The following is a 19,889-nucleotide window of genomic DNA, read 5'->3' on the forward strand; positions in this document are numbered from 1 at the left end:
GCGGACAGCCAAGGCTGTCCGCTTTTTTTTGCGGCGAGCGTTGGGTTGTGCAGAACCTGTGGCCAGAGATTGCTCCCGCTGGGCTCTGTAGGAGCTGGCGAAGCCTGCGATCTTTTGATTGTGATCTTTCGCTCTCGATTCAATGGGCTGTGGAAAGATCGCAGCCTCGCTTCGCTCGGCAGCTCCTACACAGCCGATCGGGAGCAATCTCTGGCCACAAAAAAGCGTCGTACCAACGTTGAGTATTGAATGATTTCCAGGACCGCGGCCCATGCATGAGCATCCGCTACAACGCTTTTTCAGATCCTTGCGCGAACGCCCGGTGTTCGCGTGGGAGCGCTATCGGCAGCGCGATGTGTTGGTGATCGATCACCCGTTGTGCCAGGCGGTGTTCAGTCGCCAGGGCGCGCAGTTGCTGCACTTCCAGCCGCGTGGCCAGAAACCCTGGTTGTGGTGCGCGGCCAAGTGGCCACAAGTCGGGGCGATCCGCGGCGGGGTGCCGGTGTGCTGGCCGTGGTATGGCCGCCATCCCAGCGAAAACGCCTGGCCGTCCCACGGTTGGGCGCGGTTGATCGACTGGAAGCTGCTCGACAGCCGCAGCGATGAAGACGGTGTGCATTTGCACTGGCAACTGCAACTGTGCGATTGGCAAGTGGACCTGCACGCCGACTTGGGTGAGCGCATGGAGCTGCGCTTGAGCACCGAGCACCAGGACAGCCTGCCGTGCCAGTTGAGCCAGGCTTTGCACGCTTACTGGCGTATTGGTGACGTCGGCGAGGTAGCGCTGTCTGGGCTCGAAGGTGCCCAGGGTTACGATCAATTGAACCGTGCGGTTTGCCAGCAGGAAGGCGAGTTGCGGGTCGAGGGCGGCTGCCAGCGGGTGTTCCAGCATGAGGGCGAATTGCAACTCAAGGACCACGCGTGGCAGCGCGAATTGTGCATCGACACCGGCGACAGCGCCGACACCGTGGTCTGGCATCCCGGCGCGCGGCCGTTGCTGGGGGTGAGTTGGGATGAGATCAGCGAGTTTGTCTGTGTCGAAGCGGCCAGTGGCGGCACCGACAGCCTGTGCCTGGCGCCGGGGGAGCGGGCGCACCTGAGTTTGCAGGCGCGGGTGGGGGCTTGATTCAGGTTATTGGGTGAGGCTGCTGGCCTCATCGTCGGATCGCCGCCCGGAGCAGGCTCGCTCCCACAGGGTTTTTGTGAACATCAAAGATCCAGTGTGGGAGCGAGCCTGCTCGCGAAAAGGGACCATCAGACACCGAGGATTCTGGATCGAATCAGTTGAACTCATCCCCCACCGGATACCGGCTGGCATTCAGGCTTTCCTTGATCTTGCGCAGGTGCGGCTGGAAGTCCACGCCTCGACGCAGGGTCATGCCGGTGGCGAGCACGTCCAGCACGGTCAGTTGGATGATCCGCGAGGTCATCGGCATGTAGATGTCCGTGTCTTCGGGCAGGGGAATGTTCAGGCTCAGGGTACTGGCCTTGGCCAGCGGCGAATTTTCGGCGGTCAAGCCCAGCACCGAGGCGCCGTTTTCCCGGGCGATGCGCGCCACTTCCACCAGCTCGCGGGTGCGGCCGGTGTAGGAAATGATCACGAACAGCTCGCCGGTATGGGCCACCGACGCGATCATGCGCTGCATCAGCACGTCGGCGTGAGCGGTTACCGCCAGGTTGAAACGGAAAAACTTGTGCTGGGCATCCAGCGCCACCGGGGCGGAGGCGCCGAGGCCGAAGAAGTGGATCTGCCGGGCCTGGATCAGCAAATCCACGGCGCGACTGATCAAATTGGGATCAAGGGCCTGGCAGGCGCTGTCCAATGAGGCAATGGCACTGCCAAAGATCTTGCGGGTATAGGCTTCCGGGTTGTCATCGGCCTCCACCGCGCGGCTGACATAAGCGGCGCCGCTGGCCAGGCTCTGGGCCAATTGCAGCTTGAGTTCCGGATAACCGCTGACGCCGAACGAGCGGCAGAAACGGTTGACGGTCGGTTCGCTGACCGAAGCGGCCTGGGCGAGGGCGGCGATGCTGAAGCGGGTCGCCTGCTGTGGGTTAAGCAGGATGATCTCGGCCACCTTGCGTTCGGCCTTGTTCAGGTCTTCAAGGCGACTCTGGATCTGTTCCAGTAAGTTTCGCACGCGGTCCATACAAGATTCCTAGGAAGACGGGTCTTTGATACGACCCTTTGCGGTGGCCTATCCTACTGATGGCTCCGACGGACCACCACTCGGAATCGGTATTTTCGAAAAATGTTGTGGTTATTACTACATTTTTCCTTGAGTGATGCCTTGAAAAAAGGTATTTGTAGTTTAACTTGATAAAAGAACAAACATCATGCCTTCGATTACGGTTGAACCGTGCACCTTTGCCTTGTTCGGCGCGTTGGGCGATCTGGCCTTGCGCAAGCTCTTTCCTGCCCTGTACCAGCTCGATGGCGCCCAGTTGCTGCACGAGGACACGCGGATCATTGCGCTGGCCCGTGAACCCGGCAGCGAGCAACAGCACCTGGCATTCATCACTGCCGAGCTGCGTCGCTACGTGGGTGAAAAAGACCTGGACGAAGCCGTGCTCGAGCGCTTCCTCGCACGTTTGTCCTATCTGCACGTGGATTTCCTCAAGGCCGACGATTACGTCGCCCTGGCCGAAGCGGCCGGTTCGGCCCAGCAGGTCATTGCCTATTTCGCCACCCCGGCGGCGGTGTATGGAGCGATCTGCGAGAACCTGGCGAAGGTCGGCTTGAGCGAAAACACCCGTGTCGTGCTGGAAAAACCCATTGGTTCGGACCTGGAGTCGTCGCGCAAGGTCAACGATGCCGTGGCACAGTTCTTCCCGGAAAACCGCACCTATCGCATCGACCACTACCTGGGCAAAGAGACGGTCCAGAACCTGATCGCGCTGCGGTTCGCCAATAGCCTGTTCGAAACCCAGTGGAACCAGAACTACATCTCCCACGTGGAAATCACCGTGGCCGAGAAAGTCGGTATCGAAGGTCGCTGGGGTTATTTCGACAAGGCTGGCCAACTGCGCGACATGATCCAGAATCACCTGTTGCAGCTGCTGTGCCTGATCGCCATGGACCCTCCGGCTGACTTGTCCGCCGACAGCATCCGTGACGAGAAGGTCAAGGTGCTCAAGGCCCTGGCGCCAATCAGCCCGGAAGGCTTGACCACCCAGGTGGTGCGCGGCCAGTACATTGCCGGCCACAGCGAGGGCAAGTCGGTGCCTGGCTACCTTGAAGAACCTAATTCCAATACGCAGAGCGACACCGAGACGTTCGTCGCCCTGCGCGCCGACATCCGCAACTGGCGTTGGGCCGGTGTGCCGTTTTACCTGCGTACCGGCAAGCGCATGCCGCAGAAGCTGTCGCAGATCGTCATCCACTTCAAGGAACCGTCCCACTACATCTTCGCCCCTGAGCAGCGCTTGCAGATCAGCAACAAGCTGATCATCCGCCTGCAACCGGACGAAGGGATTTCCTTGCGGGTGATGACCAAGGAGCAGGGTCTGGACAAGGGCATGCAATTGCGCAGCGGTCCGCTGCAACTCAACTTCTCCGACACCTATCGCAGCGCACGTATTCCCGATGCCTACGAGCGGTTGTTGCTGGAAGTCATGAACGGCAATCAGAACCTGTTTGTCCGTAAAGATGAAATTGAAGCCGCGTGGACGTGGTGTGACCAGTTGATCGCCGGGTGGAAAAAATCCGGCGATGCGCCCAAGCCGTATGCGGCCGGGTCCTGGGGGCCGATGAGCTCCATTGCACTGATCACGCGGGATGGGAGGTCATGGTATGGCGATATCTGAAGTGAAACTGCCGCAGGGCGTCAGCGCCCATGAATTCAAGAACCCGGTGCTGCTGGCTGAAGGCCTGGCGCTGAAGGTGGCCGAGCAGTTGCGCAGTGCGATCGACGCGCGCGGTGCAGCGACCCTGGTGGTCTCCGGTGGCCGCAGCCCGGTGGCGTTTTTCCAGCACCTGGCCAAGCAGGCGCTGGACTGGTCCAAGGTCGTGGTCAGCCTGGCTGACGAACGCTGGGTACCGGTTGAACACGCCGACAGCAACGCCGGCCTGCTCAAGCGTTACCTGTTGCAAGGCGCCGCGGCCAAGGCCCAGTTCCTGAGCCTCTACAGCGCCAGCGCCAACCTGGAAGCGGCTGCCGAGCAGGCCGATCGTTTGCTGGCTGAGCTGCCGCCCATCGACGTGCTGGTATTGGGCATGGGCGATGACGGGCACACCGCCTCGCTGTTCCCCGACAGTCCGAACCTGTCCCAGGCCCTGGACGCCAATGGCGTACGACGCTGCTGGCCGATGCTGGCGCCGACCGTGCCGCACCAGCGCTTGACCATGAGCCGTGCCTTGCTGGCCTCGGCGCAACACAAAGTGCTGTCGATTTCCGGTCAGTCGAAATTGACCACCCTGAACGCCGCGGTGGCGGGTGACGATGTCGCCGAGATGCCGATCCGCGCGTTTTTGCAACCTACGTTAGAGATTTACTGGTGCCCATGAACCAAGGATCAGCCGCTATGACAAACCCATCCCCGACCGTTTCCATGGCGGACAAAGTTGCCCTGATCGACAGCCTTTGCGCCAAGGCGCGGATCCTGCCGGTGATCACCATCGCCCGTGAACAGGACATCCTGCCGCTGGCCGATGCCCTGGCCGCCGGTGGCCTGACGGCGCTGGAAGTGACGTTGCGTTCCCAATACGGGCTCAAGGCCATCCAGGTGCTGCGCGAGCAGCGTCCGGAACTGGTAACCGGCGCCGGCACAGTGCTCGACCGCCACATGCTGGCCGCGGCCGAGGCGGCCGGTTCGCAGTTCATCGTCACCCCGGGCATCACCCGTGATCTGCTCGAGGCCAGCGTCTACAGCCCGATCCCCTTGCTGCCAGGCATCAGCAACGCCTCGGGCATCATGGAAGGCTACGGCCTGGGCTATCGCCGCTTCAAACTGTTCCCGGCCGAAGTCAGCGGCGGCGTCGCGGCCATCAAGGCCTTGGGCGGCCCATTTGGCGAAGTGAAATTCTGCCCGACCGGCGGCGTCAGCCCAGCCAACATCAAGAGCTACATGGCGTTGAAAAACGTGATGTGCGTGGGCGGAAGCTGGATGCTTGATCCGGAGTGGATCAAGAACGGCGACTGGGCCCGCATTCAGGAATGCACCGCCGAGGCCTTGGCGCTGCTGGACTGATTGATTTACCGAACCTCGTTGGGTGTTCTACGGTTTTACGGTGCGCTTGGTCGGCGCACCGTTTTTTTTTGCCTGGGGTTTTATGCCTGCACAGATTTCCTGTGGCGAGGGAGCTTGCTCCCGCTGGGCTGCATGTAGGAGCTGTGTAGGAGCTGACGAGTGCAACGAGGCTGCGATCTTTCCACTGACAATTGAGTCGAGAGCGAAAGATCAAGATCAAAAGATCGCAGGCTTCGCCAGCTCCTACAGAGCCCAGCGGGAGCAAGGGAGCTAGGTACGGCTCAGGTGAGTAAGTGCTTGGGTCAACCGCTCGATATCACTCGCCAAGGTAATCAACCCCGGAGTAACGCGAATGCACGGCCCGACGCTGGTGTTGCGCACCACTGTGAAGATCCCATGCTCATTGAGCAGTCGATCGGCCATCGCCTGTTGATCGGCATGGCCGGTGAAGCGCATCGCCGTGATGCCGCAATAGAGGCGCCGGTCATCCGGGGTCATGACTTCGATGCCCGGCACATCGCGCACGGCGTTCACCCACAGGTCGCGCAGGTAACACAGGCGCGCGCCTTTGGCCAAGGCACCGCCCAGGGCCCGGTGTTCTTCGAAAACCAGAGGCAGGGTCAGCAAGGCCGGGATGTTCGGCGTGCTGTGGGGCGTGCGTGAGCGGACATCGGTGGCGGGGTAACTGTCTTCGTCCATGTCCGGGTCGATGTCGGCCAGCCGCTGCGGGGCGATGTACAGGAAGCCCAGGGAAAGCGGGCCGCCGATCCACTTCTGCAGGTTGAAACCGGCAAATTCGATTCCGAGCTTCTTCAGGTCGAAATCGATCTGGCCCAGGGCGTGGGCGCCGTCGAGGATGATATCGACGGCAAACTCCCGGGCGCTCTCGGCAATGGCCTTGACCGGCATCACCAGCCCGGTGAGATGGTTGACGTAGGTCAGCGCCATCAGTTTGAGGCGCGGGTAGCGAATGAACGCTTCGCGATAAGTGCCCACCAGGCGTTCGAAACTGGCGGGGTGCTGGTGGACGATTTCGATCACCTCCACGCCACGCTGGCGGGCCAGCCAACGCATGGCACTTTTGACCGAGGCGTATTCCACGTCACAGATCAGTACCTGATCGCCCGGCTTGAGGCGGTTGTAGTTGCGAATCAACGTTTGCAAGGCATCCACCGCGCTGCCGGCCAACCCGACGCTCTGGGGGGATGCATGGATCAGCCGGGCCACCTGCCGCCGAATGGCTTCGCCGTGCTCCTGGTCGAAATGCTGGCGCACGTACACCGAATTGCCCCGGTTGATGAACTCGATGTTGCGCTGGTATTCCTCCACCACGGTGCGGGACATGCGCCCGAAGTAGCCGTTTTCCAGGTTGAGCGGCCCGGCAGGATCGATGTCGTAGCGGTCGACAAAGGTTTTCCAGAAAGCTTCGTCGTGGGCGCGTAACGTGTTTTCGGGCATGGCGGGTCTCAGTCAGTCAATGGCGAGGTTTGGGCAGGCCATGTTTGGCGCGCAGCGGGTCCAGCAGGTCGGACAAACCGTTGTGGTCGATTTCCTGCATCAAGGCCAGCAAACCGCCCAGTTCCCCCTTGGGGAAACCCTCACGAGCGAACCAGTTCAGGTATTGACCCGGCAGGTCGGCGAGGATTCGGCCCTTGTATTTACCGAAGGGCATTTGACGTGTGACGAGCAATTCGAGCTTTTCCGGATTCATGGCAATTGTCTTGATTCAAAACTGTCTCGAAAATACAGGCATTCTGCATGCAGGCCAAATGACAGATCATGCAAATAGCGCGGATACAGATTTGTGGATTGTTATTAACTTATTGATTTTAAAGTGATTTTATTAATGTGGATGGCTGGCATGGCCGATGCAATATCCCTTGCAGGTTTTCTATTCACCAGCAAAGGAACTGAAAAATGACTGACATCAACAAAGAATCCATCTCCGTCTTGAACGACCTGATCGAGACCAGTAAGGATGGCCAGGAAGGCTTCAAGACCTGCGCTGAAGACATCAAGCATCCGGAACTCAAGTCGCTGTTCGTCCAACGTGCCGCCGATTGCGCAACCGCCGCGGCCGAACTGCAGGCAGCGGTTCGCTCCTTGGGTGGCGATCCGGAAACCTCCACCAGCGTCTCCGGTGACCTGCACCGTCGCTGGGTAGACGTGAAAGCCATGTTCACCGGCAAGGATGAAGAAGCGGTGCTCAACGAAGCCGAGCGTGGTGAAGACCATGCGCTCAAGGCCTACAAGGAAGCGCTTGAGAAAATCACCAAGCACAACCTGGTGGGTATTCGTGATCTGGTTGAGCGCCAGTACCATGGTGTGCAACGCAACCATGACCAGGTCAAGGCGCTGCGTAACCAGGCGCGCGCCCGGAGTTAAACGCGTAGCCAACGCCGAAAAAAAAACGCCAGCACGCCTGGCGTTTTTTTGTGGGGGACGACTCAGATTGAAGGTGAACGCTGTTGTGGCGAGGGAGCTTGCTCCCGCTGGGCTGCGTGTAGGAGCTGTGTAGGAGCTGACGAGTGCAACGAGGCTGCGATCTTCCACTGACAATTGAGTCGAGAGCGAAAGATCAAGATCAAAAGATCGCAGGCTTCGCCAGCTCCTACAGAGCCCGGCGGGAGCAAGCTCCCTCGCCAAAAAAAGCCTTCGCATGGCGGGGCGACAAACAACTCTGGACTCAAATAGGTAGCTAGCTAATAATTGCATCGCCTATCTCCTCGTATTGCATCTATCGTTACTGGCGTCCCCCAAAGAGTTTTCCGCGTGCCCATTACCTTCCAGGCCTTGTTCGCCCCCGACCGCCTCGCTTTGCAGTTCGCCATCAAGACCGTGCTTGGCGGTGGACTGGCGTTATGGTTGGCGTTGCGCTGGGGGCTGGAGCAACCGTCATGGGCGCTGATGACCGCAATCATCGTCGCCCAGCCACTGTCCGGGATGGTGGTGCAGAAGGGCTTGGCGCGATTGGTCGGTACATTGGTGGGCACGGTCATGTCGGTGGTGTTCATGGGCCTGTTTGCCCAGGCGCCCTGGTTGTTCCTGCTGGCCTTGGCGCTCTGGCTGGGCCTGTGCACGGCCTGTTCGACGCTGCTGCGCAGTGCCTGGTCGTATTCATTCGTGTTGGCTGGCTACACGGTGGCGATCATTGCCCTGCCAGCCATTTCCCATCCGCTGGGGGTGTTCGACCAGGCAGTGGCGCGCTGCACCGAGATCAGCCTGGGCATCGTCTGCGCCACGGCGGCCAGTGCCTTGCTCTGGCCCTTGCGGGTCGAGCGGCAACTGGCCGGTCAGGCCCTGGCTGCCTGGCAAAGCGGCATGCAGGCCGCCCGTGCGACCCTGGCCGGCGATGCCCAGGCCCGTAAAGGGTTGCTGGAAATCCTTGGCAGGATTGTCGCGGTGGATGCCCAGCGCGAACATGCCTGGTTCGAAGGCAGCCGTGGCCGACAGCGCGCCCGGGCCATCAGCGGCTTGAGCCAGAAATTGCTGATGCTGTTGCGTCTTTCACGCTCGGTGCGGCGGCAGTGGAAACAGCTCGATCCCGAGGAAACGGTGGCGCTCCAGCCGTGGATGAACGAGGTGCAGCAAGCCCTCGACGCCGACAGTGCGACCCTGCAAGCCTTGCGTCCCCGGGTGTGGGATGCCTCCCACGACCCGCAGTTCAGCGCGGCGCAAAGTTATTGCCTGGCGCGTTTCGCCCTGTTGCTCGATACCGCCTTGGCCGCCTGCGCCGCCTTGACGGCGGTGCAGGAGGGCAGGGAAGCGGCGGATCCACCTCGCACCTTGACGCCTCATCGCGATCTGTCCCTGGCCATGGTCTTTGGCGCTCGCAGCGCCCTGGCATTCCTGGCAGTGGCCTGTTTCTGGCTGGCGACCGCCTGGCCTGCCGCGTCGGGCGCGCTGGTGCTGACGTGCGTGGTGTGCAGCCTGTTCGCCAGCCGCGAAAACGGCGCGCAGATCGGCATGAGTTTTCTGCGGGGCATCTTTTTGGCCGTGCCGACGGCGTTCGTGATCGGCGAGCTCATACTCCCGCAATGGAGCAGTTTCGCGATGCTGTGCATGGCCATGGGCGTGCCGTTGTTCTTCGGGGCATTGGGCATGGCCAAGCCGCAGATATTCGCCACGGCGACGTCGTTCTGCCTGCATTTCGTGGTGCTGATTTCGCCGCTCAATGCCATGAAATACGACGTCGCGGCGTTCTTCAACAACGCCCAGGCGATGATGATCGGCGTGGGCGCGGCGGTGCTGGCTTTCAATCTACTGATCTTGCGCAACCCGGCCTGGCACAGCCGTCGCCTGCTGGCCGCGACCCTCCACGACTTGGTGCGCCTGACCCATCGCAGCCTGCGCGGTGCCGAGAGCTGGTTCGGCGGGCGCATGGCCGACCGGTTGTTGCAGTTGGCGCGGCATTACCCCGAACTGCCGGTGCAGGCGCGCAGCCGTTGGGACGATGGTCTGCTTGGCCTGGACATTGGCGATGAATTGTTGCATCTGCGCCTGAGCCTGGCCGTCGCCCAAGTGCCGGATACCCGGGCGCAGCGCCGTTATTTCGAAGCGTTGGAACAGGTGCTCGAGCGCGGCCCGGCCGGTGACCAGGCCGATGCGCTGGCTTCGGCGAGCGCCGAGTTCCTGAACGTGCTGTCTGCCCAGCCGGCCAGTGACGCATTGACGTTGGCCCAGGGCGCGGTGGTGCAATTGCAAAACAGTTGGCGCGCCTGGTGCCGCCAGCACGAACCTGAACGACGGGAGCACAGCCATGGGCTTGCGTGAGTGGTCGATGGGTGGGGTGTTGCTCAGCCCGTTCCTGATTTATGTGGTGCTGGCCTTGCTGGTGACCGGCGCGCTGCGCCTGTTGCTCAGCCTGGTGCCGGCCGGGCGCTGGATCTGGCATGAAGCCTTGTTCGACTGCGCCCTGTATGTCTGTGTCCTGACTGTTATTACCGTGGTCCTCGGGCCGCTATAGGAGTTGAACATGCGTACTTCCGTACGTGTCGCCGTCACGCTGTGCATGGTGGTCGTGGCGATCTTCGCCGGGTTTCACCTGTGGCAGTACTACATGCTTACGCCCTGGACCCGCGATGCGCGGATCCGCGCCGACGTGGTGGTGATCGCACCCGACGTGTCGGGGTGGGTACGCGAGCTAAAGGCGGTGGATAACCAGCAGGTCAAGGCCGGCGATCTGCTGTTGAGCATTGATCGTGAGCGTTTCGAGGCGGCGCTGGAGAAAGCCCGGGCCGTGGTCCAGACACGCCAGCAGCAGTTGAGTCTGCGTGAACACGAGGCCAGTCGCCGCGCCGCCCTGGGGCCCCAGGCCATCAGTGCCGAATTGCGGGAAAACGCCCAAATCAACGCCGGCATCGCCCGCGGCGAACTGCGCGAAGCCCAGGCCGAGGCCAAGGTCGCCGAACTCAACCTCGCCCGCAGCCAGGTCCTGGCCCCCCGCAGCGGTCACATCACCAACCTGCGCCTGGCCGAAGGCAACTACGTGAATGCCGGGCAGCCGGTCATGGCGCTGATCGATGACTCGACGTTTTATGTGCAGGCTTATTTCGAAGAGACCAAATTGCCCAGGATTCGTGTGGGCGACCCGGTCAAAGTCTGGCTGATGAGTGCTGGCCATGCGCTGGAGGGCCATGTCGAAAGTATCAGCCGCGGCATTACCGACCGCAACACCAACCCCGATGCGCAGTTGCTGGCGGAGGTCGAGCCGACCTTCAACTGGGTACGCCTGGCCCAGCGGATTCCGGTGCGGATCAAGTTGGACAAGGTGCCGGAGGGCGTGAACCTGAGCGCCGGGATGACGGCGAGCGTGCAGGTGCGCGAAGGCCCGCAATAACCGCCGCGCTGCATTCCCTGTGGCGAGGTAGCTTGCTCCCGCTCGGCGGCGAAGCCGTCGTAAAAAAAGCGTCCGCGTTTGATCAGATCCAACGCAGGCGCTTTTTTTGGGGCGCTTCGCACCCCAGCGGGAGCAAGCTCCCTCGCCACAGTTCATTCACTCCACAGAGGGTGTGTCGCTTCGAAATCAACCGACGGTGATCGCCGGCAACGTCGGCAACGTCACGGTCTGCTGCTTGCGCGGGGCGAGGATCTCGGCTTCGCCGTCCACCACCAGCTCGTCGCGCTGGTTGAATACGCGGGTGGCGATACGCACGCGGAATTTTGGCAGTTTTTCCAGGATTTCCAGGCGCACGGTCAGGGTGTCGCCGATTTTCACCGGTTTCTGGAAGCTCATCTGCTGGCCGATGTAGATGGTGCCCGGCCCAGGCAACTCGCACGCCACCGCGGCACTGATCAGCGCACCGCTGAACATGCCATGGGCGATGCGCTCCTTGAACATGCTCGCCGCGGCGAATTCGGCGTCCAGGTGCACCGGGTTGTGATCGCCCGACATCGCCGCGAACAGCTGGATGTCACGCTCTTCGACGGTCTTGCTGTAGCTGGCGGTCTGGCCGATCTCGAGGGCTTCGTAAGGGGTGTTGGTAACCTGGGTCATCTGTTTCAGATCCTGTGGAGTAAAGAAAAACGTTGCAGGCCTACTCGCTGCGTGGTGGCCGTTTGTGGTTCAAGGCCTGGGCAATCCAGGCCAGCACGTCGGCGGTCACTTCATCGCGGTTGGTCTCATTGAACAATTCGTGCCGAGCCTGCGGGTAGATCGTCAATTGCAGGTGTTGGCTGCCGGCGTCGCGCAGGGCGTCGGCCAGATCCTTCAGACGCTTGCCGTCACTCACCGGATCACATTCGCCACCGATCACCAGCAGGGGCAGGCCCGGATCGATCTGGGCGAGATTGGACGCTTTGCTGATTTGCTGCAAGCCGCCGAGCAGGTCGACCCACAGTTGATTGGTGCAGCGAAAGCCACACAGCGGGTCGTGGACATATTTATCGACTTCGACCGGGTCACGGCTGAGCCAGTCGAAGGGGGTACGGGTTGGTTTGAATTTCTTGTTGAAGCTGCCGAACGACAGCCATTCGATCAAGGCGCTGCGTCCCGCGGCACCCTGGCGTCGACGTTCGAAGCGGGCGATCAGGCGAGCGCTGCGGTAGAGCGCCACCGGCTGGAAGTTCGAACCGCTGAGAATCGCCCCGTGCAGACTGGCGCTGTGATGCAGCAGGTAACCCTGGGCGAGATAGCTGCCCATGCTGTGGCCCAGCAGAATGATGGGCGTATCGGGATGCTGTTGGCCGATGTGATGGTTGAGGCTGGCCAGGTCGCCCACGACCTTGGCCCAGCCGTCCTCGTCGGCGAAGTGACCGAGAATCGCTTCCTCGCCGGTCTTGCCATGGCCGCGCAGGTCCATCGCGTAGACACCGTAGCCTTCATCGCACAGCGCCTGGGCCAGGCGGGCGTAGCGGCCGCTGTGTTCGGCCATGCCATGGGCCAGCATGACCACCGCCACCGGAGCGGTTTCGGGCAGCCACTGGTTGACGAACAGGCGGCTGTGGTCGGTCGCGGTCAGCCAGAACGTTTGGTGGATCATGGCGATTCCTTTTGTGCAGCGTCGCAGCATTGTATAGCGCATCCGTTGCGTCTCGCCTGATCAGCCTGCGTCATGGCAAGAAGATTCACACAATCTATGACGCAGGTTGCCATATTTGCCTGATTCGCCATAGCTGCTAGTGTCCCAGGAGCTCCGCCTCTGCAAGCGATACAGACGCGGCCCGGATATGCTCAGGTAAAGAGGACAAAAACAATGCAGCCTGATTTCTGGAATGACAAACGCCCGGCCGGCGTGCCCTTGGATGTCGACCTCGGGGCCTACAAGTCGGTGGTCGAGGTGTTCGAGCGTTCCTGCAAGAAATTCGCCGACCGCCCGGCGTTCAGCAACATGGGAGTGACCCTCACGTATGCCGAGCTCGAGCGCCACAGCGCGGCCTTCGCCGGTTACCTGCAAGCCCATACCGACCTGGCGCCGGGCGATCGTATCGCGGTGCAGATGCCCAACGTCCTGCAGTACCCGATCGCTGTGTTCGGTGCCTTGCGCGCCGGGCTGGTCGTGGTCAACACCAACCCGCTGTACACCCCGCGGGAAATGCGCCATCAGTTCAAGGACTCTGGCGCCCGGGCGCTGGTGTACCTGAACATGTTCGGGCAGAAAGTCCAGGAGGTGTTGCCCGATACGGACCTGCAATACCTGATCGAAGCGAAGATGGGCGACCTGATGCCCACCGCCAAGGGCTGGCTGGTCAACACGATGGTGAGCAAGGTCAAGAAAATGGTCCCGGACTATTCGCTGCCCCAGGCCATTGCCTTCAAGAGCGCCTTGCGTCTGGGGCGTGGCCAGGGCATCAAGCCGTTGAAAGTCAGCCTCGATGACATCGCCGTGCTGCAATACACCGGCGGCACCACCGGGTTGGCGAAGGGCGCGATGCTGACCCACGGCAACCTGGTGGCCAACATGCAACAGGCCCGGGCGTGCCTGGGGCAGCTCGGCGATGACGGCCAGCCACTGTTGCGCGAAGGCCAGGAAGTCATGATCGCGCCACTGCCGCTGTACCATATCTATGCGTTCACGGCGAACTGCATGTGCATGATGGTGACCGGCAACCACAACGTGCTGATCACCAATCCGCGGGACATCGGTGGCTTCATCAAGGAATTGAAGAACTGGCGTTTCTCGTTGCTGCTGGGGCTCAACACGCTGTTCGTGGCGCTGATGGACCATCCAGACTTCAAGACCCTGGATTTTTCCCACCTCAAGGTCACCAATTCCGGCGGCACCGCGCTGATCAAGGCCACCGCCGAGCGCTGGCAGCAGATCACCGGTTGCGGCATTACCGAAGGGTATGGCCTGACCGAAACTTCGCCGGTGGCGAGTGCCAATCCTTATGGCGGCAAATCCCGGCTGGGCACGGTGGGAATGCCGGTGCCCGGCACGTTGATGAAAGTGGTCAACGACGATGGCGTCGAGCAGCCCCTGGGCGAGCGTGGCGAGCTGTGCATCAAGGGCCCGCAGATCATGAAGGGCTATTGGAACAAACCCGAGGCCACGGCCGAAGTGCTGGACAGCGACGGCTGGTTCAAGTCCGGCGATATCGCGGTGATCGACCCGGACGGTTTCGTGCGCATCGTCGATCGCAAGAAAGACATGATCATCGTCTCGGGTTTCAACGTATACCCCAACGAAATCGAAGACGTGGTGATGGCCCACCCCAAGGTGGCCAACTGCGCGGTAATCGGCGTGCCGGACGAGCGTTCGGGAGAGGCGGTGAAGCTGTTCGTGGTGGCGCGGGAAGCCGGGGTCAGCCTTGAAGAGCTCAAGGCCTACTGCAAGGAGAACTTCACCGGCTATAAGATTCCCAAGCACATCGTGTTGCGGGAATCGTTGCCGATGACACCGGTGGGCAAGATCCTGCGGCGGGAATTGCGGGATATCGCCTGAGGCCAGAGCGCCCCAGTAGAACCCTTGTGGGAGCGAGCTTGCTCGCGATAACGGTCTATCAGTGCCAGAGATGTGGGCTGATACACCGCTATCGCGAGCAAGATCGCTCCCACATTTTTTTGTGTATCCAGGGCGATTCAGTTGGGTTTGGAATTTTTACTCTAAAAATGACTACTGGATAGTCATGAGTCATGTTTATGACTGTGGGGGTTGTTTTTGGCTCTAGGCGACCCTCGGCAAAGCTGCTACTCTCGGCGCGCTTTTGTGACTTCTCGGCCTTGATTCAAGCCAGATTCACCAATAAACACACACCAATAATAATCGCATCAAATGCGGTGAGAATTCGCGTTGCTGAGGAGTGGGCTTCCATGATCGAAGACTTTTGGAAGGATAAGTACCCAGCTGGGATTGCTGCCGACATCAATCCAGACGAGTATCCGAATATTCAGGCGGTGTTGAAGCAGTCCTGCCAACGCTTTGCCAACAAGCCGGCATTCAGCAACCTCGGCAAGACGATCACCTACGGTGAGCTCTACGAGTTGTCCGGGGCGTTTGCCGCGTACCTGCAACAGCATACCGATTTACAGCCGGGCGATCGAATCGCCGTGCAGTTGCCCAACGTTCTCCAGTATCCGGTGGCCGTGTTCGGTGCGATCCGTGCCGGGCTGATCGTGGTCAACACCAACCCGTTGTACACCGCGCGGGAAATGGAACACCAATTCAACGACTCCGGCGCCAAGGCGCTGGTGTGCCTGGCGAACATGGCGCACCTGGCCGAAACCGTGGTGCCGAAGACGGGCGTCAAGCACGTCATTGTCACCGAAGTCGCCGACCTGCTGCCGCCGCTCAAGCGCCTGTTGATCAACAGCGTGATCAAGTACGTCAAGAAGATGGTCCCGGCCTACCACTTGCCCAAGGCCATCAAGTTCAACGACGTGTTGAGCAAAGGCCACGGTCAACCCGTGAGCGAAGCCAACCCCACCAGCGACGATGTGGCGGTGCTGCAATACACCGGTGGCACCACCGGCGTGGCCAAGGGCGCGATGCTCAGCCACCGCAACCTGGTGGCGAACATGCTGCAGTGCAAGGCGCTGATGGGCTCCAACCTCAATGAGGGTTGCGAGGTGCTGATCACGCCACTGCCGCTGTACCACATCTATGCCTTCACCTTTCATTGCATGGCGATGATGCTGATCGGCAACCACAACATCCTGATCAGCAACCCGCGCGACCTCTCGGCGATGGTCAAGGAACTGTCGAAGTGGAAGTTCAGCGGTTTCGTCGGCCTCAATACGCTGTTCGTGGCTCTGTGCAACAACGAAGCCTTCCGCAAGCTGGACTTCTCGGCGCTGAAAGTCACCCTGTCCGGCGGCATGGCCCTGCAACTCGCAGCAGCCGAGCGCTGGAAAGCGGTGACCGGTTGCCCGATCTGCGAAGGCTACGGCATGACCGAAACCAGCCCGGTGGCCACGGTCAACCCGATCCAGAACATCCAGGTCGGTACCATCGGCATTCCCGTGCCGTCGACACTGTGCAAGGTGATCAATGACGCGGGCGTCGAACAGCCCTTGGGCGAAATCGGCGAGTTGTGCGTGAAAGGTCCGCAGGTCATGAAGGGCTACTGGCAGCGCCAGGAAGCCACCGACGAGATCCTCGACAGCGAAGGCTGGCTCAAGACCGGTGACATTGCGCTGATCCAGCCGGACGGCTACATGCGCATTGTCGATCGCAAGAAAGACATGATCCTGATCTCCGGTTTCAACGTGTACCCCAACGAACTGGAGGATGTGCTGGCAACCCTGCCGGGCGTGCTGCAATGCGCGGCCATTGGTATCCCGGACGAGAAGTCTGGCGAGGCGATCAAGATTTTCATCGTCGCACGGCCGGGTGTCACGTTGACCAAGGAACAGGTGATGGAACACATGCGTGCCAACGTCACCGGCTACAAGGTGCCCAAGGCCGTGGAGTTCCGCGACGCGCTGCCGACCACCAACGTGGGCAAGATCCTGCGCCGTGAGTTGCGTGATGAAGAACTCAGGAAGTTGGGTCTGAAGAAGTAAGGATGTTGCCCGCAAGCCCTGCAAAAGGTGGCTAATGCCAGTCCGTCAAGCTGACTGGCATTAGCTACGCAGAGCCGGTTTTTACATCCCCATCCGTCGGCGAAGTGGCTGACCGGCTCCTTCCTTCACGGTACCTGGAACGTCTGCGGTCAGGCCGGCCAGATCTTGGCTCGGGCCGGCTGGCTGTCGAGCGGGTATTTGTAGTCCTTGGTGTCCGATGCCTCGATACCAAAGTGCTTCAACGCCGCGGCGACCCATATTGCAGAGAGGTCGTGATTGGCAAATTTCTCCTTGCTGCAGTAGGTGGTGCGGGTCGATTTCTGCAGGAACGACTGATATCCCTTAGGCATTTCAATACTCCTTTCAAGTAGGGGGGGTTAGAGCACACGACTGACGTTACTGGGTGACCAGCGCAGTTCCGTGTCCCGGCCACGGTACGACGCCACTTTCACGCGTCGATCTCCAAAGGCTCGCAGGTCCCAATCCGGCTGGTAGGACAGGCACAAAATGAAGGGATAGCGCAGGTCCCACAGATTGATGTCGAGATTGGGCACGAAAGGCCGCAGCACGGCTTCCTTTTCCTGGGCCGCGCCGCCGCTGTCCCATTGCAGGACGCCGCAGGTCTGGGCGTTGATCAGGTAAAAGGGGTGCATGCCGTATTTTGCTCCCGCCGGCTGCGCGTACCACAGCGCCTTGGCGGCATCTCCCGCGCTATCGTCTTCCAGGGTGATGCGCTCCGGGACATGGGGATCGACGGCAATCTGCCAGGTGTTCCAATGCTGGCTGCGGAACTTCAGGAAGGGGATGGCTTCCCCCTTGAAGATGTCGTTGCACGTGAACTTCGCCGTACCGTCTTCAGTGGTGTAGAGGTCAGCGAAGATCTCAAGCTCTGGTCGCAGCGTCCGCTCCGGATCGCCGAAACCGATCACGTAGACATCCCCACCCTTGTCATAGGAGGTGCCGCTGCCGTAGCCGATCAGCCCGTAGCTGACGCCGGCATAGGGACACGGCACGCAGCGAAGGGAATCATCGCGCCAGCGATGCAGTGTCGCCTCCGAGCCGCCGCATTTGTTTTTCAGGAAAGCGATGATGTGATCCGGCGGGCTATAGCGGCTTTCCCGCGGCCAGAATTCCGTCGCCAGCAGTACGATGGCCTGTTCTAGCCCCATGGATTCGACACCGGACTTGAAGGCACTCCAGAACTGATTGATATCGGATACGGCGCTACCGATGGCGGGGGCCGCGAAATACTCTTCCCGTCCCTGCAATGTCTTGCGATCAATCACGCGCACCTTGATGCCGGGCGTACCGACGGCACCGGCCGCCAGCTCTCGCTGCGTCATGTTGCCGACGGTGAGGCTGCTGTAGCCCCAGGTCGAATGGACGCTCAGATAGCGGCCCATGTAGTGATCCATGGCTGTCTGTGCCGCGATGCGTCGCTTGTCGTCGGCAATGAAGGCGTGAACAGGCTTGAATTCCCGCCCGACGACAACCGGTTTTTTCCCGACGGAAGCGACCCATTGGTTCGTCTTGTCGTCATATTTCTTCGGTTTCGTGAAGATGACGCCGGAGAAGATGTCATTGTCGCCGCCCTCGGTGGTGACCGAGGCGTCGCGGCTCTCCATGTATTGCTTGCGCTCGACCGTATCATCGATCGAACCGTCGGCTGTGAAGAAGAGGCCGTACTCGGCCTCCAGTTCGACCTTGATCTTTTCGAGTTCCGTCACTTTGGATTTTTGTACCAGGGCCTGGAAGTACAGGTTTCCGCCCAGCGTGATTGAAGTCACCACGTCGGTCCCGAACATGTCGAAGAACCTATAGAACTTATGCGCCTGCTCGTGATTGAACGTCATCGGCAGTCGGGCGGCTTCTTCGATGAACTTGGGCGAGAGCGCTGCGGCCGAGACCGCATCGAGCTTCGCGCCGCCGAAGACGAGGCGCAGGATTCGCACGGCGGCCGTGTTGTCTTGATGGGAGGTATATTTCTTTTCAAAGTTGAGGTGAAATTCTGCAGAGAACTCACCGTAGCTGGCCGTCGAATTGAATTCAGCCTTTGTTGTGTGGCGATAGTCCAGAATCGATCTGAAGAACGAAGAGTAATCTTCGCGTCGTGTATCCGTGTGACGATTGATGCCGGTGCCGGATGCCGGGTCAAATACGCGTTCATCCGGTGCGCGGGCTGCGCTGAGGCGGTTTCGACCATAGCCGAGATCGCCGTTGAGCTTATTGAAGTCCGCGGCCTGGATGACACTTGTCATGTCCGTTTCGTCATTCATGGTTTGCTCCTGCCCAATAATTGTTGATAGGAAGTTGCGTTATGCAGTTTGGCCTTGGCCTTATCGGGTAGCGCCAATATGAGTCGCAGGCGCTCATGGCGACAGGCCACGGCGGTATCAGCTCGGTATCAGTTCGGTATCAGTCTCAACGATGAGAAATGAGCGAGCCGCAGCGCTGTATCACCGAGGCGAGGAGCGCGTCGCTGGGCAGGGTTGTTCAAGGGACTGCTTGATGGGGGGCGGTTCCAGTGCCCAGGCGTGACGCATAAAAAAATCCGATGCCTGTCCAGGCATCGGATTTTGATTTCTTGCGCTCAAAGCTCTGCGATAGGGCTTAACTGATCGACATTAGTCAGTGCAAGGTTTTTATTCGGGTTACTCGCGACAACAGCTTCCCCACGGCATGAGCTTGGGGTTACAACCTGAACTGCGCAAAATCCAGATGGGTGCCACCCGGCCGCATGTCCTGCAGGTAGGAGTCCTTGTCGGCGCTCAGTTCCAGGCTCAAGGCGGCCTTGCGCTTGCCCTGGTTGCGCACTTCCAGGCCTTCCATTTTCTCGCGCAGGAACACGGTCGGCACCTTCAGGTGCAGCAGCTCATCGGTGGCCGGCGTGTGCAGCAGCAGGTGGATCCATTCGTACTGACCGATGGCCAGGCGCGCCACTGGGATATTGAACCAGAAGATGTTGCGGTTGCGGTTCAATTCGCTGAAGTGGCAGTTGTTGACGCCCAGTACGGCGCCACCCAGTTCCTGGTTCCTGCGGGCGATGGCCTGTTTTTTATCGAGTTTCATAACGTTCCTACGGGGTTGGAGCTTCAGGCCGCGGCCCGAATACGTGGGACATTCTCGGTGGTTGCCGGGCAAACATAAAGCCCCGCCTGTACGAACGATGAAACTTGGCTTGGCAATCGCCGGTCAACTCAGCGTCAGGCATGAAAAGACGAAATTGATCCAACGTCGTCAAACAGGCTACTTTGTC

The 19,889-nt window shown here is 60.5% G+C and carries 18 protein-coding genes; 10 read left to right on the forward strand and 8 right to left on the reverse strand.

Features of this window, described 5'->3' with window-relative positions:
• Positions 1–271 precede the first annotated feature (271 nt).
• Positions 272–1,126 carry a D-hexose-6-phosphate mutarotase gene (locus tag AD659_RS05600; protein WP_053119105.1) on the forward strand — a complete coding sequence of 285 codons (855 nt, stop codon included), beginning with the start codon at positions 272–274 and terminating at the stop codon, positions 1,124–1,126.
• Between the two features lie 154 nt (positions 1,127–1,280).
• Here the strand turns inward: AD659_RS05600 and AD659_RS05605 are convergent, their stop codons facing one another.
• Positions 1,281–2,141 carry a MurR/RpiR family transcriptional regulator gene (locus AD659_RS05605; RefSeq protein WP_172681709.1) on the reverse strand — a complete coding sequence of 287 codons (861 nt, stop codon included), beginning with the start codon at positions 2,139–2,141 and terminating at the stop codon, positions 1,281–1,283.
• Positions 2,142–2,337: 196 nt separating this feature from the next.
• On the opposite strand from AD659_RS05605, the gene zwf reads away from it, so the two are divergent.
• The 3 genes from zwf to AD659_RS05620 are packed head-to-tail and all read left to right on the forward strand — an operon-like array spanning position 2,338 to position 5,190.
• Positions 2,338–3,807, forward strand: coding sequence for a glucose-6-phosphate dehydrogenase (zwf, locus tag AD659_RS05610; RefSeq protein WP_053119109.1), 1,470 nt, complete (start codon positions 2,338–2,340; stop codon positions 3,805–3,807).
• Entirely contained in the window at positions 3,794–4,507 is a 714-nt protein-coding gene (gene pgl, locus AD659_RS05615) for a 6-phosphogluconolactonase (RefSeq protein ID WP_053119111.1), read from the forward strand. Before zwf ends, pgl begins: the two co-directional genes overlap by 14 nt.
• A gap of 17 nt (positions 4,508–4,524) precedes the next feature.
• A complete protein-coding gene (locus tag AD659_RS05620) occupies positions 4,525–5,190 on the forward strand; it encodes a bifunctional 4-hydroxy-2-oxoglutarate aldolase/2-dehydro-3-deoxy-phosphogluconate aldolase (protein WP_053119112.1) in 666 nt (221 codons plus the stop codon).
• A 270-nt stretch (positions 5,191–5,460) separates the two neighbouring features.
• Here the strand turns inward: AD659_RS05620 and AD659_RS05625 are convergent, their stop codons facing one another.
• A complete protein-coding gene (locus AD659_RS05625) occupies positions 5,461–6,648 on the reverse strand; it encodes an aminotransferase class V-fold PLP-dependent enzyme (RefSeq protein WP_053119114.1) in 1,188 nt (395 codons plus the stop codon).
• Positions 6,649–6,664: 16 nt separating this feature from the next.
• Positions 6,665–6,901 carry a DUF3820 family protein gene (locus AD659_RS05630; RefSeq protein WP_053119117.1) on the reverse strand — a complete coding sequence of 79 codons (237 nt, stop codon included), beginning with the start codon at positions 6,899–6,901 and terminating at the stop codon, positions 6,665–6,667.
• Between the two features lie 206 nt (positions 6,902–7,107).
• On the opposite strand from AD659_RS05630, the gene AD659_RS05635 reads away from it, so the two are divergent.
• The 4 genes from AD659_RS05635 (at position 7,108) to AD659_RS05650 (ending at position 11,029) form a co-directional block, all read left to right on the forward strand.
• Positions 7,108–7,575, forward strand: coding sequence for a PA2169 family four-helix-bundle protein (locus tag AD659_RS05635; protein ID WP_053119119.1), 468 nt, complete (start codon positions 7,108–7,110; stop codon positions 7,573–7,575).
• A 387-nt stretch (positions 7,576–7,962) separates the two neighbouring features.
• A complete protein-coding gene (locus AD659_RS05640; protein WP_053119121.1) occupies positions 7,963–9,963 on the forward strand; it encodes an FUSC family protein in 2,001 nt (666 codons plus the stop codon).
• Positions 9,950–10,156: a DUF1656 domain-containing protein gene (locus AD659_RS05645; protein WP_053119123.1), complete on the forward strand. Its 207-nt coding sequence runs from the start codon at positions 9,950–9,952 to the stop codon at positions 10,154–10,156. Before AD659_RS05640 ends, AD659_RS05645 begins: the two co-directional genes overlap by 14 nt.
• 9 nt (positions 10,157–10,165) lie before the next feature.
• A complete protein-coding gene (locus AD659_RS05650; RefSeq protein ID WP_053119125.1) occupies positions 10,166–11,029 on the forward strand; it encodes an efflux RND transporter periplasmic adaptor subunit in 864 nt (287 codons plus the stop codon).
• Between the two features lie 186 nt (positions 11,030–11,215).
• Here the strand turns inward: AD659_RS05650 and AD659_RS05655 are convergent, their stop codons facing one another.
• Positions 11,216–11,686, reverse strand: a complete 471-nt coding sequence (locus AD659_RS05655) for a MaoC family dehydratase (protein WP_014336929.1) — start codon at positions 11,684–11,686, stop codon at positions 11,216–11,218.
• Positions 11,687–11,726: 40 nt separating this feature from the next.
• Positions 11,727–12,671: an alpha/beta hydrolase gene (locus tag AD659_RS05660; RefSeq protein ID WP_053119127.1), complete on the reverse strand. Its 945-nt coding sequence runs from the start codon at positions 12,669–12,671 to the stop codon at positions 11,727–11,729.
• Positions 12,672–12,884: 213 nt separating this feature from the next.
• Here AD659_RS05660 and fadD2 point away from each other — a divergent pair, with 213 nt between their 5' ends.
• Together fadD2 and fadD1 are read left to right on the forward strand one after the other, a co-directional pair.
• Complete coding sequence (gene fadD2 / locus AD659_RS05665; RefSeq protein WP_053119129.1) at positions 12,885–14,573, forward strand: long-chain-fatty-acid--CoA ligase FadD2; 1,689 nt, start codon at positions 12,885–12,887, stop codon at positions 14,571–14,573.
• A gap of 368 nt (positions 14,574–14,941) precedes the next feature.
• Complete coding sequence (gene fadD1, locus AD659_RS05670; protein WP_053119131.1) at positions 14,942–16,633, forward strand: long-chain-fatty-acid--CoA ligase FadD1; 1,692 nt, start codon at positions 14,942–14,944, stop codon at positions 16,631–16,633.
• Positions 16,634–16,782: 149 nt separating this feature from the next.
• On the opposite strand, the gene AD659_RS05675 is transcribed toward fadD1, so the two are convergent.
• The 3 genes from AD659_RS05675 to AD659_RS05685 form a co-directional block, all read right to left on the reverse strand.
• Positions 16,783–16,983, reverse strand: coding sequence for a hypothetical protein (locus AD659_RS05675; RefSeq protein ID WP_053119133.1), 201 nt, complete (start codon positions 16,981–16,983; stop codon positions 16,783–16,785).
• 27 nt (positions 16,984–17,010) lie between these two features.
• On the reverse strand, positions 17,011–18,909 hold the full coding sequence (locus AD659_RS05680; protein ID WP_053119135.1) for an MAC/perforin domain-containing protein: 1,899 nt from the start codon (positions 18,907–18,909) through the stop codon (positions 17,011–17,013).
• Between the two features lie 415 nt (positions 18,910–19,324).
• Positions 19,325–19,702 (reverse strand): hypothetical protein, encoded by a 378-nt coding sequence (locus AD659_RS05685; protein ID WP_014336935.1) that lies wholly within the window; start codon positions 19,700–19,702, stop codon positions 19,325–19,327.
• Positions 19,703–19,889: the final 187 nt, after the last annotated feature.

This window comes from Pseudomonas thivervalensis (genome assembly GCF_001269655.1).
Taxonomy (GTDB): Bacteria; Pseudomonadota; Gammaproteobacteria; order Pseudomonadales; family Pseudomonadaceae; genus Aquipseudomonas; species Aquipseudomonas thivervalensis.

Bases quoted from the DNA above. Each gene is read 5' to 3' on its own strand.
- AD659_RS05600 (WP_053119105.1), top strand. From the start codon at position 272: ATGCATGAGCATCCGCTACAACGCTTTTTCAGATCCTTGCGCGAACGC.
- zwf (WP_053119109.1), top strand. From the start codon at position 2,338: ATGCCTTCGATTACGGTTGAACCGTGCACCTTTGCCTTGTTCGGCGCG.
- pgl (WP_053119111.1), top strand. From the start codon at position 3,794: ATGGCGATATCTGAAGTGAAACTGCCGCAGGGCGTCAGCGCCCATGAA.
- AD659_RS05620 (WP_053119112.1), top strand. From the start codon at position 4,525: ATGACAAACCCATCCCCGACCGTTTCCATGGCGGACAAAGTTGCCCTG.
- AD659_RS05625 (WP_053119114.1), bottom strand. From the start codon at position 6,648: ATGCCCGAAAACACGTTACGCGCCCACGACGAAGCTTTCTGGAAAACC.
- AD659_RS05630 (WP_053119117.1), bottom strand. From the start codon at position 6,901: ATGAATCCGGAAAAGCTCGAATTGCTCGTCACACGTCAAATGCCCTTC.
- AD659_RS05635 (WP_053119119.1), top strand. From the start codon at position 7,108: ATGACTGACATCAACAAAGAATCCATCTCCGTCTTGAACGACCTGATC.
- AD659_RS05645 (WP_053119123.1), top strand. From the start codon at position 9,950: ATGGGCTTGCGTGAGTGGTCGATGGGTGGGGTGTTGCTCAGCCCGTTC.
- AD659_RS05650 (WP_053119125.1), top strand. From the start codon at position 10,166: ATGCGTACTTCCGTACGTGTCGCCGTCACGCTGTGCATGGTGGTCGTG.
- AD659_RS05655 (WP_014336929.1), bottom strand. From the start codon at position 11,686: ATGACCCAGGTTACCAACACCCCTTACGAAGCCCTCGAGATCGGCCAG.
- AD659_RS05660 (WP_053119127.1), bottom strand. From the start codon at position 12,671: ATGATCCACCAAACGTTCTGGCTGACCGCGACCGACCACAGCCGCCTG.
- fadD2 (WP_053119129.1), top strand. From the start codon at position 12,885: ATGCAGCCTGATTTCTGGAATGACAAACGCCCGGCCGGCGTGCCCTTG.
- fadD1 (WP_053119131.1), top strand. From the start codon at position 14,942: ATGATCGAAGACTTTTGGAAGGATAAGTACCCAGCTGGGATTGCTGCC.
- AD659_RS05675 (WP_053119133.1), bottom strand. From the start codon at position 16,983: ATGCCTAAGGGATATCAGTCGTTCCTGCAGAAATCGACCCGCACCACC.
- AD659_RS05680 (WP_053119135.1), bottom strand. From the start codon at position 18,909: ATGAATGACGAAACGGACATGACAAGTGTCATCCAGGCCGCGGACTTC.
- AD659_RS05685 (WP_014336935.1), bottom strand. From the start codon at position 19,702: ATGAAACTCGATAAAAAACAGGCCATCGCCCGCAGGAACCAGGAACTG.